Genomic DNA, 14,751 nt, shown 5'->3' on the forward strand with positions numbered 1-14,751 from the left:
CCTCCTCTTGATTGATGTCAGTCATGCAAGGCGAGCACGCACAGCCAAGGCATGAATGCCCAGTGCGTCTGGATTGATGTTTTCCTCGTGTTCGCGATGCGTCGCCCAGCGATCCACGATGTCCGGCTATCGCCAGTAGAGCCGCATCGGATTGTCCACGAGCAGCTTTTGCCGAAGCTCTTCGGTCGGCGCGATGCGTGGAATGATGTCCACCAGTGCTCCGTCGTCAGGCATATGGTTCGTCATGTTGGGGTGCGGCCAGTCGGTGCCCCACAGAACGCGGTCGGGGAAGCGCTCGACCAGTGTGCGCGCGAAGGGGATGACATCGTCGTAGTTCGGCGGACCCGATCGCGATAGCCGTTCCGGGCAACTCACCTTGCTGACCACATTCTCGTGCTCGGTCATGAGCCGGATAAACCTACCGAACTCCGGACCGCCGACCGGTTTCGCAACGTCGGGCCGGCCCATATGATCGACCACCACGGTTGTCGGCAGCGAGGTGAAGAAATCCCAACGCTCCTCCAGATCGGCCGCTTCGAAGTAGATCACCACCTGCCAGCCGAGCGGCGCGATGCGCTCGATGATCGTGCGGTAATAGGCGTCGGGCTTGGGATCGACGAGGCGGCGCACGAAGTTGAAGCGGACGCCGCGCACGCCGGCGTCATGCAGGTCCGTGAGTTCCTCGTCCGTCACCGTATCGCGCACTGTCGCGATGCCGCGGGCACGATCGCCGGCCGCCCGCAGCGCGTCGACCAGTGCTCGGTTGTCAGCGCCGTGACAGGTCGCCTGGACGATGACATTGCGTTCGAAGCCGAGAAAGTCGCGCAGCGCGAACAATTGCTCCTTGCCGGCATCGCACGGCGTGTATTTCCGCTCGGATGCATAGGGAAAGACATCACCGGGGCCGAAGACGTGGCAATGGGCGTCCACAGCGCCCGGAGGCGGTGCATAGGTCGGCTTGCTGGGCGCGGGATCGTAGCAGAGCCAGTCGGCATCCATCCGGAAATCGGCCATTACAGCCCCCTTGCGTTGAGCTGTGCATCGAGACGCGGATAGACGCGGCGGGCGTTGAGCTCGAAGACTTTTCGCTTGTCTTCGTCCGGAATCTGCAGCGCATCGACATAGCGCTTGGTGTCGTCGAAATAGTGGCCGGTCTGCGGATCGATCCCGCGCACGGCACCGACCATTTCCGAACCGAACAAGATATTCTCCACGTCGATCACCTCAAACAACAGGTCAATGCCGGGCTGGTGGTAGACGCAGGTATCGAAATAGACGTTCTTCATCACATGCTCGCTGAGGGGAGGGCGTTTCAGCATGTCGGAGAGGCCGCGATAACGGCCCCAGTGATAGGGGACTGCACCGCCGCCATGCGGGATGATGAAACGCAGTGTCGGAAAGTCGCGGAACAGGTCGCCCTCGATGAACTGCATGAAGGCGATGGTGTCGGCGGCAATGTAGTAGGCACCGGTCGCGTGCATCGCGCAATTGCAGCTGCCCGAAACGTGGATCATCGCCGGAACATCGAGTTCCACCATCTTCTCGAAGAAGGGGTACCAGGCCCGGTCCGTCAGCGGCGGCGAATCGAACTTGCCGCCGGAGGGATCGGGATTGAGATTGCAGCCGATGAAGCCGAGCTCGCTCACGCAGCGCTCCAGTTCGTCGATGGCGGTGGCAATCGAGATGCCCGGCGTTTGTGGTAGCTGGCAGACACCGGCAAAGCTCTCTGGATAAAGATCGACCACGCGTTTGATCAAGTCATTCGAGCGGCGCGCCCAGACCTTCGCCACCGCCTCGCCGCCGATATGCGGCGCCATGGCCGAGGCGCGAGGCGAGAAGATGGTCATATCGGCGCCGCGCTCACGCAGCAGGCGCAACTGGTTCGCCTCGATCGTCTCACGGATCTCGTCGTCGGAAATGTCCGGATAGGCAGGATCGATATCGCCTCCCGATTTGATGGCAGCCTCCTGGCGCGCTCGCCATTCGCCATGGGGCGCGGGAGCGGTGGTATAATGGCCGTGGCAGTCGATAATCATGGCTTCGAGGTTCCTGTGGCAGCAAGGATGGCGTCGGCCTTGGCGGTGAAGCCATCGGGCAGAGGGGAAAGATGAAGGGCGCCGAGCCGTTGCTGCCAGTCCGCGGTGGCGCTCGCCATCGTTCCCGCCAGGCCTAAATCGGCAGCTGTAACGGCGGACTCGCGCATTTCGGCAGCGCGGCGAAGTCCGTGCACAAGCATGCGGTCGAGATTGTAGTCGGCGCGGGTACGCCAGGGCCAGCCGGGGAAGCTGGCATCGAGTGACGCGAGAACCTCCTCTTCGACGCCTGCTGCGCGTGCCGACAGCAGGCACTCGGCGGTCAAAGCCTCGATCCCCTTGATCATGATGGAGCGGATCATCTTGATTGCGCTCGCTACGCCGACCCCGCCATCGATAACCCGCCCCTTAAAGCCGAGCGCTGCGAGCAACCTCTCGCCCCCTTCGGCAAACGGACCGGATAGCAGCAAGGGGACGGCGAGCAATGCCGGGCGGACAGGTGCCATGACCGCGACATCCACATAGCGTCCACCGGCCGCCGAAATTACATCTGCTGCAGCCTGCTTGGTGGCCGGTGCGACGCTGTTGCAATCAAAGAAGAACGTGCCGGGCGAAATCCACCTTGCCACGTCCCTTGCGGCAGCAAGCGCCTGATCGGCGGTCACAACGCTGATGACTGCATCCGCTCCGTCAACGGCGTCGCTGGTGGCTTCGCAACCCACCACGCCGAAGCGGCGGTAATCGTCGCGCTTGGGGTCAGCGGAAGACACGTCATCCGTCTTGATGTCGTAAGCGCGCAAGCCAAAAAATGGTGTGTCGCCCCAACCTTCGCAGAAGGCCTGTGCGGCCTCGCCGAAACCGATGAATGCGACTGTCTGGTGTTTGCTCATGCCCCCGTTCTAATGGACAACACGCCAATCAGGCATATCGGAACGGTTGACGCTCCATTGCTTTTCCTGAGGTCCACTCCGAACACACGGCACGGAAAGTGTCCATGAAAGCCATCTGAAGCTGCGTCGGGCGCCAGTCATCGCGTGTCGTAAGGCCGATTTGGCGACGCAATGACGGCCCTGTGCCAGCGATCTCGTGGAGCAGCCCGGCCCGTCGCTCGAACAGGAACTGGTCGCGCGACATCAGCGTCAGCCAGTCGTCCTCCAGCATCAGTCCGCGGACCACCAGAACAGAACCGCATTCGATCCGCAGCCGGGGCGGCTCCAGCCCCTGATCCGTGAACATTTCTTCCCACCTATGGCGCACCGGGGCGCCCGTCGTGGCAATGACCCACGGAAAATCCAATAGCCGTGAGAAGGGAAATCCCGGCTCCGTCAGCAGGGGATGGCCCGCACGACCGACGATCACCGGGTCATCGATGAACAAGGGCTCCTGAGCGATATCCTTTACCGGCGGTGGGTCGCGCATTGCCCCGATTAGGAGATCCATCTCGCCTTCACGCAGTCTCGCCAGCAATTCCGTATAGGGGCCCTCGATGACGTTGACCGATGCCACCGGATAGGTGCGGGCAAATCGGGCCAATGTCTGTGGCAGCAGGATTGCACGCGCCAGCGGCATGGTGCCGACGGTGACACGTCCGGCGCCTTCTGACCGAAGTGCATCCAGTTCGTCGAAGCCGGAATTCAGCTCCGATTGTGCCAAGTGCGCGAAACGCAGCAACAGAACGGCCGCCGGGGTCGGCTGAACGGTACGTCCCTGGCGGGTGAGAAGCGGCACGCCCAGCAACTGCTCCAGATCGCGGCTCGCCCGGTGCAAAGCGGGTTCCGAGAGGCCTGTTCGTTTGGAGGCAAGTGCAAAACTGCCCGCCTTGTCGACCGCGATCAGCGCCCGCAACTGTCCAAAGGTGATGCGCCGTTCGATGTGGGGTAGCGGCGGCAAGCGGGCGCCGCGTCGCACGCTTTGCCCGCCGCGCGCCACGTAGGCAAGCGCGCGTTCAATGCGGGCTGTTATCAATCGCCCCGCCTCGGTGGCAATCACACCGCTTGGTTGGCGGTCGAACAGCAGATGGCCAAGTTGGGCCTCCACTTTGGCGACGGCCTGGGTTAGCGCCGGTTGCGACAGGTTCATAACCTGGGACGCGCTGCTGATGCTTCCCAGTCGTCCGGCAACGGCAACGGCTTCGAGGTGCCGCAGGTTGAGTTCTCTGTGCATAATCATGGCCACACTTCAGCATAGCTTATGGGGCGTGCGCAAATCCAGTTTGCTTTGCCGGCCAAAATTCCCCTTCCATAGATGCAATAGAATATGGATTGAGGATCAAACATGCCCGCAGTTATCACGCAAATCGATCGCGCCGATACCGCCGTCATTGACGGCTTGGCAAAGGCCGGTGTTGCCACGGTCCACGAGGCGCAAGGACGCATTGGATTGCTAGGCAGCCGCTTGCGGCCGATCTACGCCGGTGCCCGTATCGCCGGTTCCGCGGTCACCGTCTCCGTGCCGCCCGGAGACAATTGGATGATGCACGTTGCCATTGAACAATTGAAAGATGGCGATATCCTGGTGGTCGCCCCTACCTCACCCTGCGAGGACGGTTATTTCGGTGATCTGCTCGCCACATCGGCGATGGCCCGAGGGTGCCGCGGCCTAATCATTGATGCCGGCGTGCGCGACGTGCGCGATCTCACCGCCATGGGATTCCCGGTCTGGTCAAAGGCAATCTCTGCACAGGGAACCGTCAAGGAGACACTCGGATCTGTCAACGTGCCGATTGTCTGTGCTGGAGAATTGGTCCAGGCTGGCGATGTCATTATTGCCGACGATGACGGCGTCTGCGTCGTCCGCCGCGCGGATGCCGCAGACGTCCTCGAACAGTCGCAGGCGCGCGAAGCCAAGGAAGCCGAGAAGCGCGAACGGCTGGCAAAGGGTGAACTCGGTCTTGATATTTACGCCATGCGCGAGCGCCTGACGGACAAGGGGCTGCGTTATGTCTAAAGCCGTGCGCGCCATGTGGATGCGGGGCGGAACGTCAAAGGGCGGTTTCTTCCTTGCCGATGACCTTCCCGCCGACATCGCCAAGCGGGATACCTTCTTGCTGCGTGCCTTCGGCTCTCCCGATCCACGCCAGATCGACGGCATGGGCGGAGCCGATCCGCTGGCTTCCAAGGTCGCTGTGGTCTCCCGCTCCTCACGGGAGGGCGTGGACGTCGATTATCTGTTTCTGCAGGTCTTCGTCGATCAGGCAATCGTCAGCGATGCGCAGAACTGCGGCAACATGCTGGCCGGCGTCGGTCCGTTTGCGATCGAGCGCGGGCTGGTCGCGGCGAAGAACGGCGAGACCCCGGTCGCGATCTTCATGGTCAATACCGGCAAGATGGCCATCGCGACGGTGTCGACGCCGGGCGGTGAGGTTACCTACGAGGGCGACACGCGGATCGACGGTGTTCCGGGAACGGCGGCTCCAATCCCGCTCGCCTTTGCAGACATCGCCGGGTCGAGCTGCGGCGCTCTGCTTCCCACGGGCAACCCGGTGGACGTGATCGAAGGTGTCGAGACGACACTGATCGACAACGGCATGCCCTGTGTGATCTTGCGGGCCAGCGATGTCGGGATCACCGGCTATGAGGATCGGGCGACGCTTGATGCCAATGCCGAACTGAAAGCGCGGATCGAGGCGATCCGTCTCAAGGCCGGGCCGTTGATGAACCTGGGCGATGTCGCCGAACAATCAGTCCCCAAGATGATGCTGCTCTCCGCCCCGAGGACCGGTGGAGCGATCAGTGTCCGCTCCTTCATTCCGCATCGCTGCCATGCGTCCATCGGCGTGCTTGGCGCGGTCAGCGTCGCCACTGCCTGCCTTATAAACGGCTCGCCGGCACAGGTGTTGGCCGCGATCCCCGACGGAGAATCCAAGATGCTCGAAGTCGAGCATCCGAGCGGCATGACCGGCTGCGTCATCGAGATGAACGGTCAGGGCGTGATCAAAGGAGCGGGCATGCTGCGTACTGCCCGGAAACTGTTCGACGGCACTTTGTTTGGCTGAGCAGCCGGGCAACAGGTCATTGGAAGCGTGACGTTTTTTGGGAGGGAATGGACATGACGTATATGGGAGTGAGCAAGACGATGACGTATTCAGGAGAGACGAAAAGACCAGCAAGTCGGTTCGGCATCTTGGGCCAGCTATGGTTTCAGGTGCTGGCAGGAACCTTGATCGGCATTCTGCTTGGACACTTCGCACCCGCCGCAGCGGTGGCAATGAAACCGTTCGGCGATGCCTTCATCAAAATGATCCGCATGATGATCGGGCCGATCATCTTCGTCACCGTTGTGCATGGTATCGCCGGCATGAACGACATGAAGAGCGTCGGGCGCGTCGCGCTGAAATCCCTCATCTATTTCGAGGCGATCACGATCTTGGCGCTGATCTTCGGACTGATCGCAGTCGATCTGTGGCGTCCGGGCGAGGGCATGAACATCGACGCTGCCGCAATCGATACCGCATCGATCAAGACCTATCTTGCGACTGCGCACGACCAGTCCATTTCCGGCTATTTCCTCGACATCATCCCGGACACCTTCGCCAGTGCACTGACGGAAGGACACGTTTTGCAGGTGCTCTTTATCTCTGTCCTGTTCGGTATCGCCGTCGCCGCCATCGGAGAGCGCGGACGCCCAGTGTTCCAGGTGATCGAAAGCGCCTCGCAAGGGTTCTTCAAGATCATTGGCTATATCATGTACTTCGCGCCGCTCGGCGCCTTCGGCGCAATTGCCTTTACCGTCGGTCAGTTCGGCACCGCCTCGCTCTGGTCGCTGGGCGAGTTGATCATCGAGTTCTTCGTCGTCTGCGCATTGTTCACAACAATCGTCCTCGGCAGCGTCGCCCATTGGTGCGGTGTCAGTCTGTGGCGGCTGCTAGGCTATCTCTGGGATGAAATCGTGATCGTCGCTGCGACCACGTCGACTGAAACGGTGCTGCCGCGCCTCATCCAGAAGATGCGCAAGGCCGGCTGTGAGGAAAGCGTGGTGGGCTTCGTCATCCCGGCCGGCTATTCGTTCAATCTCGACGGCACATGCCTCTATCTGACCACCGTTGCGGTCTTCCTGGCACAGGCGACGAACACACATCTGACCTTCTGGCATGAACTCGGCCTGATCGCGGTGCTGCTGCTCACCTCGAAGGGAGCGGCGGGCATCGCCGGAGCGGCGTTCGTTGTGCTGGCGGCAACCCTGAATACCACCGGAACCATCCCGGTCGCCAGCATCGCGCTGATCCTCGGAATTCACCGCATCCTCGCCGAGGGACTGACTTTTGTTAATCTGATCGGTAATGCGCTTGCCACCGTCGTGGTCGCAAAGTGGGAAGGCCAGCTCGACGAGAAGATGCTGGCTGAGACGATTGGCAATGCACGCGTCCGCGCCGAGCAGGGTATCGTGGTGGCTTGAGCCATCAACAGGGTGATATAAGAAGACGCACGGCCGACTGCGTTTCGAGAGATCGTGAGAATTCATCCGTAGGGAACGCCCTCATGAATTTTCACGGTTTAGGCGAATCTCGCGACCGGCGTTTCAATGCTCCATGTTAAAGTGTTCGTCCATTCGACGTCGCAGCAAGCGCGGTGCAGCAAATGAGAGTCATCCGCTATTGAGGCTTTCGGCTCTCGTGTACAGCTAGCAGCACCGGAAAGAGTAGGCGTGCTGCAATTCCACAACCGCCGACGTGACAACGGAATTCGAGGAGGAACCCCTCGGCCTCAGTGCCATACCGACGGCGATCCGACTTGAAACCATAACATGCGAATGTTGAAGACGAGATTTCGAACTCCCAGCCTCCTCCCGGGGCACCTCGGCTGCCGTCGCACAGGTTCTCGGCGGCAGCCACTTTTCTCGGGGGCATCGCAGTCTTGGCTTCTCCGAGCCTTCAATGCTGGCGTCCGGTACCACACCTGCCGCCGACCTCGGCGCAACTGAGCGCGGTTTTTGTCATGAAGGAATGGATACTTTCGCCACTAACGAAGGCCGCCATGTCGACCCAGGGCAGGAGTTGCGCCTCTACGAAGAATAATGCCATCGATCTCGCGGAGTGGTGTTTAATCGATGCCAACCTTGAATAGCGCTGGGGGAAAATGACAGAGATGCTGATCCGATACGAAGCGCCTGATGATTTCGACGCGATCCACGATCTGACCTCGACCGCATTCAAGCCGATGCCATACAGCAACGGTACGGAAGCAGAGATCATCCGGAGACTTCGCGCGGCGGGCGATCTGACGATATCGTTGGTCGTCGAAGAGGGTGGCGAGATTCTAGGGCATGTCGCCTTTTCACCGGTGACGATTGACGGCGCGCATGGCGGTTGGTTCGGTCTCGGGCCGATATCGGTGAAGCCGGAGCGGCAACGGCAGGGCATCGGCATGGCGCTGATTACCAAGGGGCTCGAACTGCTGAACGCGATGGGTGCCAGCGGATGCGCGTTGATCGGCAATCCCGACATCTATAGCCGTGTCGGTTTCAGCAGCGATGGGCAACTGAAATATCTCGACCTCGATACGCGGCTCGTGCAGCGAATTGTTTTTCGCGGATCCCCGCCAGGCGGTACGTTGCAATTCGCCCCGGCATTTGAAGGCTAGAATAGTCCGTTCAACGGCCAAAGCTCCAAAGCCAATCTGACAGAGAAGGCGACGACATGTCCGAAACGGGCGCGCTGACTATTCGAACCGAGCGTCTTAGGCTCCGCATGCCCGAGATCGACGATTTCGCCGCCTATGCGCAGCTGATGGCGTCGCCGCGATCGGTTGGAATGGGCGGGCCGTTCGGTCTGCGGGCGGCCTGGGGGATGTTCTGTCACGACGTCGCCCTGTGGCAGCTTTTCGGGCATGGAGCGCTGATGATCGAGCTTGGCGAAACCGGCGAATGCATCGGTCAGGTGGGGATCAATCACGGACCGCTCTTTCCCGAGAAGGAACTCGGCTGGTTCGTCTATGAGGAATATGAGGGCAAGGGCTATGCCACCGAAGCAGCCTCGGCGCTGCGCGACTGGGCCTTTGCGGCACTCAAGCTACTGTCGCTCGTCAGTTATATCGCTCCCGGCAATGCTGCTTCCGCTGCCGTTGCGGAGCGGCTGGGCGCGCGCCTCGATCTCACAGCACCCCGGGATGACCCTAAGGATCTGGTCTATCGTCACTTGGCGCCCTGAACGGAGAACATTGAGGCGCACTGCGACTGGTTGCCGACGTCTCAGTCCCTACATGTCGATCAGTTAGGATGTCGAGCTCCGCAAGAGATGGGGATATCGGATGACAAGCGCGAAACGGGAACACTGGGACGAGGTCTACCGCACGAAATCTGCCGACAGTGTCAGCTGGTATCAGTCGACGCCCGGGCCTTCCTTGCAGGCGCTTGACGAGCTGCAACTGCCGGTCACGGCCTCGCTGATCGATGTGGGCGGCGGCGCATCAAATCTTGTCGACCGTCTTATTGAGCGCGGCTGGTCTGATCTCACCGTTCTCGACATCGCCGCCCCGGCGCTCGAAGTCGCCAAGGTGCGGCTGCAGGATAAAGCCGCCCGGATCGCCTGGGTGGTTGCCGACGTGACGGCATGGCAACCCGACCGCCATTACGATGTGTGGCATGACCGCGCCGTCTTTCACTTCCTGAGCGAGCCCGAGCAGCGGCTGGCCTATCGACGCGCGCTCGAAACCGGCACGGCGCCGGACAGTATCGTGATCATCGCGACCTTCGCGCCGGACGGGCCCGAACGATGCAGCGGCTTGCCGGTCCAGCGTTACGATGCGGCCGCGCTGGCGGCAGAATTCTCGCACACCTTCACGCTGGAGCGCGACTGGCGCGAAGAGCATACGACGCCCGGCGGCGGCCGGCAGTCTTTCCAGTGGTGTGTCCTGCGCAGGCGTTGAGATGCCGGCGGGAGGCCGCTACTTCGTTTCCCGGGACAAGCGGTCGAGGACGAAATCAGCGCGGTCGGCGACGGCGACTTTCGGCAACATGACGACCTCGTAGCCAAGCATCGGATAGATCGCGGCGAGCCTGTCGTATTCGGCGACCGCCTCATCGAAGCCATGGCGCCGCTCGGGGTCGTTGACATAGATTTCCGGCCATGGCGGGGTCAGAAAAACGCTGCTGTTATAGCGGTGAACAGCGCTCATTTTTTTGAGGACCGGTTCGCCGGTCAGGTGCTGAAGCGCTGCCGCCGCATCGATCAGCCCACGATCGAAAAACACCCAGCCGGTCTGTGCGCTCGCCGCCGCGTGGTCGGCCGTTGCCGTGTCGATCGCGCGGCGGGCGAAGGCCGCCATGTCGATCCAGGGCAGGGCTGTACCGTTTTCCTCGAGCTCCTGCCTGACGATCCGCCGCCCGGGCTCTTCGACGATTGCATGACCGCGACGGCCAAGCTCCGCCAGCAGCGTCGATTTTCCGCCGCCGGAACATCCGGAAATCAACACCAACCTGTTCATGTTCGGGCTGTCGTCGTCCGGCCGGCGCGCGCCAGTCCATGATCCACCAGCCGGTCGATGATCTCGGCATAGCCGACGCCGCTTGCCGCCATCGCCTTGGAATACATGCTGATATCAGTGAAACCGGGGATGGTGTTGATTTCATTGACGAGGAACCGCATGTCATCCGTCAGGAAGAAGTCGACGCGGGCCATGCCGTCGCAGCCGACGGCCCGGAAGGCTCGGGCGGCCACGTCGCGCATGGCCGCCTCGACCTCTTGCGGCAGCTCGGCCGGGACTTTCAGCGCCGCGCCCTTCTCGTCGATATATTTGGCATCATAACTGTAAAAGCCGTGGCTTTCCGCCGGCACGATCTCTCCCGGCCGTGAGACGAAGAGTTCTCCTGCCGTATCCTCCAGCACGCTGAATTCGATCTCGCGGCCGCGCACGAATTCTTCGGCAAGCAGCGTACGATCATGACGGAAGCCTTCGGCAAGGGCGGGCGCGAATTCCTGGCTGGCATGGACCTTGGCGACGCCGACCGACGATCCTTGCCGCGCCGGCTTGATGAAGAGCGGCAGGCCGAGCTCGCCTTCGAGGGCTGCCAGCGATGGTGCTGCGCCCTCATGGATCGTCACCGCGCGCGCCACCGGCAGGCCCGCGGCCCTCAGCAGACGTTTGGCGATGTCCTTGTCGAGCGCCGCGGCGGAGCCGAGGATGCCGCAGCCGACGAGCGGAACGCGGGCCACCTCCGCTACGCCCTGGACTGAGCCGTCTTCGCCATGCGGGCCGTGCAGCACCGGAAACAGGATATCGATCCTTGCCAACTCATGCGGCGCGCCATGGGCCGGCATTGCCAGCATCCGGCCCCGTCCGCCCGGCACGAGGCAGATTTCCGTTCCTGACGAAGGTGTCGCCAGCGTGTCGCCCTCAAAACTGCTCAGCAGCCATTGTCCATCGCGGGTGATGAAGATGGGCACGGCGTCGTATTTCTCGGGCTTGAGCGCTCCCATGACATTGGTTGCCGAGAGCACGGAGACCTCGTGCTCGGCCGAGCGGCCGCCGAAGAGCACGGCAATGCGCAGCCGGTTTGGGGAAGGGGTCATGAAAGCCTCCGAAACGATCTGGTGTTGAAAAGGTCAGGCGCTGACCGAAATGCCGCGCTTGGCGAAGAAGCGATCGAAGACGGCAGGCGGCAGCGTGACATCAGCCTGGCTCGCCGCGTCGTGGCCGGACGGGTTGTGGAAGCGGATTACCTCTTGCGAGGCCGCCGTTACCAGCACCAGATGCCCGCCCTTCGACGGTGGCTCGCGTTCCGGCCAGCGGATGCCCGAGTTCACCGATGCGATGAAAAAGCGCCGCTTCGACAGAAGCTCCGGAAGGGCCGATGTCTCGACGCCGGTCACCGTCTCCGCGCCAAGCCCGAAGTGTTCGGCGACGAATCGAACGAAGGGCGCGTAGATCAGCCCCTTGATCGAGGCATCGATCTCGTCGACGACATAACCGCCGTGGCGAGTGCAGGCGCGAGCAAGCTCGAGGGTCGGGTGGATCTCGCCGCGCGCGGCAAGAATCATCTTCAGGCATGCCATGCCGCAGACATTGACTGCCCAGCGCGCATATTCCTCGATCGTCGCGGCCCCCGATTGATGCCAGAGCGGGTCGCCGAGCAGGGCCTGTGGTCCCTCGGCAAGCACCGGCAGCGTCATGCCGGGTGTTTCCCATTGGCTGAAATAGGGCACGCCACTCTGCTGCATCCTGTCGATATCCCCGTGATTCACCTCATGAGATGGCTGGCAATCTTGGCTTTTTCGAGCCGATGCCCGCCTCCGAATCCGAGGGTAGGATGCGTTTTCCTGCAGGTCTACTTAATTAAAATAAGTATATAGATTAGAAAATATGGCTGATTGATACGATTGAAGGGAGCCGGATTTGGATTTTTTCCGATTGCGCACGCTTCGCGAGCTCTCACGCCGTGAGACGATGGCCGCGGTTGCCGATGCGCTCGGCATTTCGTCCTCGGCCGTTTCCCAGCAGATCGCCCAGTTGGAGGATGAAGTCGGAATTGCGCTGGTCGAGCGGCGTGGGCGAGGGGTGACGCTGACACCGGCCGGCCGGCGGCTGGTTGTGCATGCCGACCGGATATTCGCCGTTGTCGAGGAGGCCAAGACCGATATTGCCGAGCTGCAGAATATCGTCGCGGGGGATCTCAGGATCGCCGCTCAACCCTCGGCGGCGTCCTCCTTCATTCCGGCTGCGATGCGCCAACTGGCAAACGATCACCCGCATCTTGGCATGGTCATGACGACGATGGGACCTGCCGACGGGGTTGCAGCACTCAGATCCTGGCAGGCCGATATCGTCGTTGCCGACGACATATCCTTCGATCCCCATACCTTGCAAGGCCCGTTCGATACGCTGTTCCTGTGCCGCGATCAGCTCTTCGTGCTGCTGCCCGCCGGCCACAGGCTGGAGAGCGAGCCCGTCATCGAACTCGGACAGTTGAGGGATGACCATTGGGCGCACGACGTCGCCTCCAGCGCCTATTCCATGGCCATCCGCCAGGCCTGCCGCGATATCGGTTTCGAGCCTGTTATCAACGGCTTCAGCGACAGTTTCGAAGTGGTCTTCGCGCTTGTCGAGGCCGGCTGTTCGATTTCGGTGATGCCCGGACTGGCGCTTCGGGATTTCGCCGAAGGCCTGACCGTCAAGCCGCTGACGCCAGCCGTCTACCGCAACATCTATGCGATCACGCGGCACGGCGAGGGGCGCAATCCGAAGATTGCAGCGGTGCTTGATGCGTTGGTGAGGGCCGTCGCGTGACGCCGCGTCGCGGGGTGTCTTTCGAGGCGCCGGCCTTTGGCTTACGCGTACAAGGATGCCGAGTGTCGGACGATGCCGCGCTCCATCCGCTGCCCCCTATCTCCCGCTCTCCGGCCAGGTCGGCTGACTGATGCTCTGCAGCAGCTCCGGTTCGACGCCGTCGATGCGGGCGATGACGGCTTTGGCCATTTCGCGGCCGGCTTGGCGCACGTCTTCCTGGGCGGTGATGATCTCGGGGCGGATCCAGTTGAGGATCGGCACCGATTGCTTAGAGACCATATCGAGGTCGCGGCCGAGCGCCTTGCCAGCGGCTTCAATGCCGGCATTGACGGCGATGGCTGCACTGCCGGCCGAACAGACGATGCCGTCCGGCGCATTGGCCGAGCGCATCATCACTTCGACGACGTCGCGGATGTCGGCGAGCGGGGCGTCGGTGTTGATGCGCAGCGGCACTTCCTCGGCGCCGTAATCGTGCAGGCCGGTCTGGAAGCCGATGCGGATATGGGCGTAGTAGGTGAGCTTGCTCGGCGGCTGCAGCAGGGCGATGCGGCGCCGGCCGCGCTTGACGAGCTTTTCCACCGCCTGATGGGCGAAGGCCTCGTTGTCGAAATCGTGGAAAGGGTGCGTGAGACCTGCATCGGTGCGCCCATGCGTGGCAAAGGGCATGCCGCGTTCGCTTAGCAGCCTGACGCGCGGATCGTCCGGCTCGATGCGCGAGATGATGACCCCGTCGGCCGAGCCGGTATCGAGGATATAGCGCACCGGCAGCATCGGGTCCTTGCTATGGGAATGCGGCGTGATGACGATATGATAGGGCGTGCCGGACAGTACCTCGGAGATGCCGAAGACCATCTGGCTCGAGAAGCCCATGATCTCCTCGTCGATGCTGAGGACAAGGGCGATGACGTTGGTCTTGCCGGTGCGCAGGCGCACACCCGCCCTGTTCGGCTGGTAGCCCAGCTGGCGGGCGACCATGCGCACCCGCTCCTTGGTTTCCGCCCCAATGTCAGGCGCATCTTTCAGCGCGCGCGACACCGTGGTCACGCCAAGGCCGGTCATGAAGGCGATCGTCTTCAATGTCGGGCGCTCACGCGCTGCCGGCGTCGATGCCGTTTGCCCGAAATTTCCCTTGTTTTCCATCCCTTAGGCCTGCCTCGCGCGAATTGGTGTCGCTTATAGAGGCTTTTTCCAGCGCCGTAAGCCCGCCGCCTGCCAAAATCGCGCCTCCCTAAGGAATGCAATCTGTAACGATACAGTAGAAATGTCGAGTGCTTTTTCTTGTGTGCGCAGCAGCATTATAGCCATAGGTTGAATCGATGGTTTGTGGCTTGTTTTTCTGCAGTTGCGAAGGAGGCAATGCGAGAGGCGAGAATGTGTTATAAAATTTAATGTTATCTATCAATGATATAAATCAACGACGCATATGCGAGAAAGCTTTACTACAGATCGATCCATGGAATGCATCGGTTCTGTGGAAAACAGGCAGAAGTAGCAATTTG

At 61.6% G+C, this 14,751-nt stretch carries 15 protein-coding genes; 7 read left to right on the forward strand and 8 right to left on the reverse strand.

The genetic code is table 11. The features are described from left to right. Nucleotides 1–126: 126 nt before the first annotated feature. From FHT75_RS23285 to FHT75_RS23300, 4 genes are read right to left on the reverse strand one after another with little or no spacing between them, the layout of a single operon-like run. Nucleotides 127–1,014: an amidohydrolase family protein gene (locus FHT75_RS23285; RefSeq protein ID WP_183845002.1), complete on the reverse strand. Its 888-nt coding sequence runs from the start codon at nucleotides 1,012–1,014 to the stop codon at nucleotides 127–129. Continuing rightward, nucleotides 1,014–2,036, reverse strand: coding sequence for an amidohydrolase family protein (locus FHT75_RS23290; RefSeq protein WP_097543704.1), 1,023 nt, complete (start codon nucleotides 2,034–2,036; stop codon nucleotides 1,014–1,016). Before FHT75_RS23290 ends, FHT75_RS23285 begins: the two co-directional genes overlap by 1 nt. After that, nucleotides 2,033–2,923, reverse strand: coding sequence for an NAD(P)-dependent oxidoreductase (locus tag FHT75_RS23295; protein WP_097543703.1), 891 nt, complete (start codon nucleotides 2,921–2,923; stop codon nucleotides 2,033–2,035). The genes FHT75_RS23290 and FHT75_RS23295 overlap by 4 nt, the downstream gene beginning before the upstream one ends. 28 nt (nucleotides 2,924–2,951) lie before the next feature. Further along, nucleotides 2,952–4,202: a LysR family transcriptional regulator gene (locus FHT75_RS23300; protein ID WP_097543702.1), complete on the reverse strand. Its 1,251-nt coding sequence runs from the start codon at nucleotides 4,200–4,202 to the stop codon at nucleotides 2,952–2,954. Nucleotides 4,203–4,307: 105 nt separating this feature from the next. Between FHT75_RS23300 and FHT75_RS23305 the strand changes: the two genes are divergently transcribed. From FHT75_RS23305 to FHT75_RS23330, 6 genes are all read left to right on the forward strand, one after another. Continuing rightward, a complete protein-coding gene (locus tag FHT75_RS23305) occupies nucleotides 4,308–4,979 on the forward strand; it encodes a 4-carboxy-4-hydroxy-2-oxoadipate aldolase/oxaloacetate decarboxylase (protein WP_063475062.1) in 672 nt (223 codons plus the stop codon). Next, nucleotides 4,972–6,027 (forward strand): 4-oxalomesaconate tautomerase, encoded by a 1,056-nt coding sequence (locus tag FHT75_RS23310; protein ID WP_063475061.1) that lies wholly within the window; start codon nucleotides 4,972–4,974, stop codon nucleotides 6,025–6,027. Before FHT75_RS23305 ends, FHT75_RS23310 begins: the two co-directional genes overlap by 8 nt. A gap of 80 nt (nucleotides 6,028–6,107) precedes the next feature. After that, a complete protein-coding gene (gene dctA / locus FHT75_RS23315) occupies nucleotides 6,108–7,427 on the forward strand; it encodes a C4-dicarboxylate transporter DctA (RefSeq protein WP_063475206.1) in 1,320 nt (439 codons plus the stop codon). 689 nt (nucleotides 7,428–8,116) lie between these two features. After that, the gene (locus FHT75_RS23320) at nucleotides 8,117–8,611 is read left to right on the forward strand and encodes a GNAT family N-acetyltransferase (protein ID WP_063475060.1); all 495 of its coding nucleotides are present in this window, start codon (nucleotides 8,117–8,119) and stop codon (nucleotides 8,609–8,611) included. A gap of 56 nt (nucleotides 8,612–8,667) precedes the next feature. After that, on the forward strand, nucleotides 8,668–9,177 hold the full coding sequence (locus tag FHT75_RS23325; protein WP_047610252.1) for a GNAT family N-acetyltransferase: 510 nt from the start codon (nucleotides 8,668–8,670) through the stop codon (nucleotides 9,175–9,177). A 100-nt stretch (nucleotides 9,178–9,277) separates the two neighbouring features. Continuing rightward, nucleotides 9,278–9,895: a class I SAM-dependent methyltransferase gene (locus FHT75_RS23330; RefSeq protein WP_063475059.1), complete on the forward strand. Its 618-nt coding sequence runs from the start codon at nucleotides 9,278–9,280 to the stop codon at nucleotides 9,893–9,895. Between the two features lie 18 nt (nucleotides 9,896–9,913). Here FHT75_RS23330 and FHT75_RS23335 read toward each other — a convergent pair whose 3' ends face one another. Genes FHT75_RS23335 through FHT75_RS23345 form a run of 3 tightly spaced genes read right to left on the reverse strand, consistent with a single transcriptional unit; the run spans nucleotide 9,914 to nucleotide 12,186 of the window. Continuing rightward, nucleotides 9,914–10,453 (reverse strand): AAA family ATPase, encoded by a 540-nt coding sequence (locus FHT75_RS23335; RefSeq protein WP_063475058.1) that lies wholly within the window; start codon nucleotides 10,451–10,453, stop codon nucleotides 9,914–9,916. Then, nucleotides 10,450–11,538: a D-alanine--D-alanine ligase family protein gene (locus tag FHT75_RS23340; protein WP_063475057.1), complete on the reverse strand. Its 1,089-nt coding sequence runs from the start codon at nucleotides 11,536–11,538 to the stop codon at nucleotides 10,450–10,452. Before FHT75_RS23340 ends, FHT75_RS23335 begins: the two co-directional genes overlap by 4 nt. Before the next feature lie 33 nt (nucleotides 11,539–11,571). Continuing rightward, nucleotides 11,572–12,186, reverse strand: a complete 615-nt coding sequence (locus tag FHT75_RS23345) for a C39 family peptidase (RefSeq protein ID WP_063475056.1) — start codon at nucleotides 12,184–12,186, stop codon at nucleotides 11,572–11,574. 175 nt (nucleotides 12,187–12,361) lie between these two features. Here FHT75_RS23345 and FHT75_RS23350 point away from each other — a divergent pair, with 175 nt between their 5' ends. Continuing rightward, nucleotides 12,362–13,252, forward strand: a complete 891-nt coding sequence (locus FHT75_RS23350; protein WP_063475055.1) for a LysR family transcriptional regulator — start codon at nucleotides 12,362–12,364, stop codon at nucleotides 13,250–13,252. Nucleotides 13,253–13,348: 96 nt separating this feature from the next. On the opposite strand, the gene FHT75_RS23355 is transcribed toward FHT75_RS23350, so the two are convergent. Next, complete coding sequence (locus FHT75_RS23355; protein WP_063475054.1) at nucleotides 13,349–14,392, reverse strand: LacI family transcriptional regulator; 1,044 nt, start codon at nucleotides 14,390–14,392, stop codon at nucleotides 13,349–13,351. Between the last annotated feature and the right edge of the window lie 359 nt (nucleotides 14,393–14,751).

The organism is Rhizobium sp. BK112, from assembly GCF_014193215.1.
Taxonomy (GTDB): domain Bacteria; phylum Pseudomonadota; class Alphaproteobacteria; order Rhizobiales; family Rhizobiaceae; genus Rhizobium; species Rhizobium anhuiense.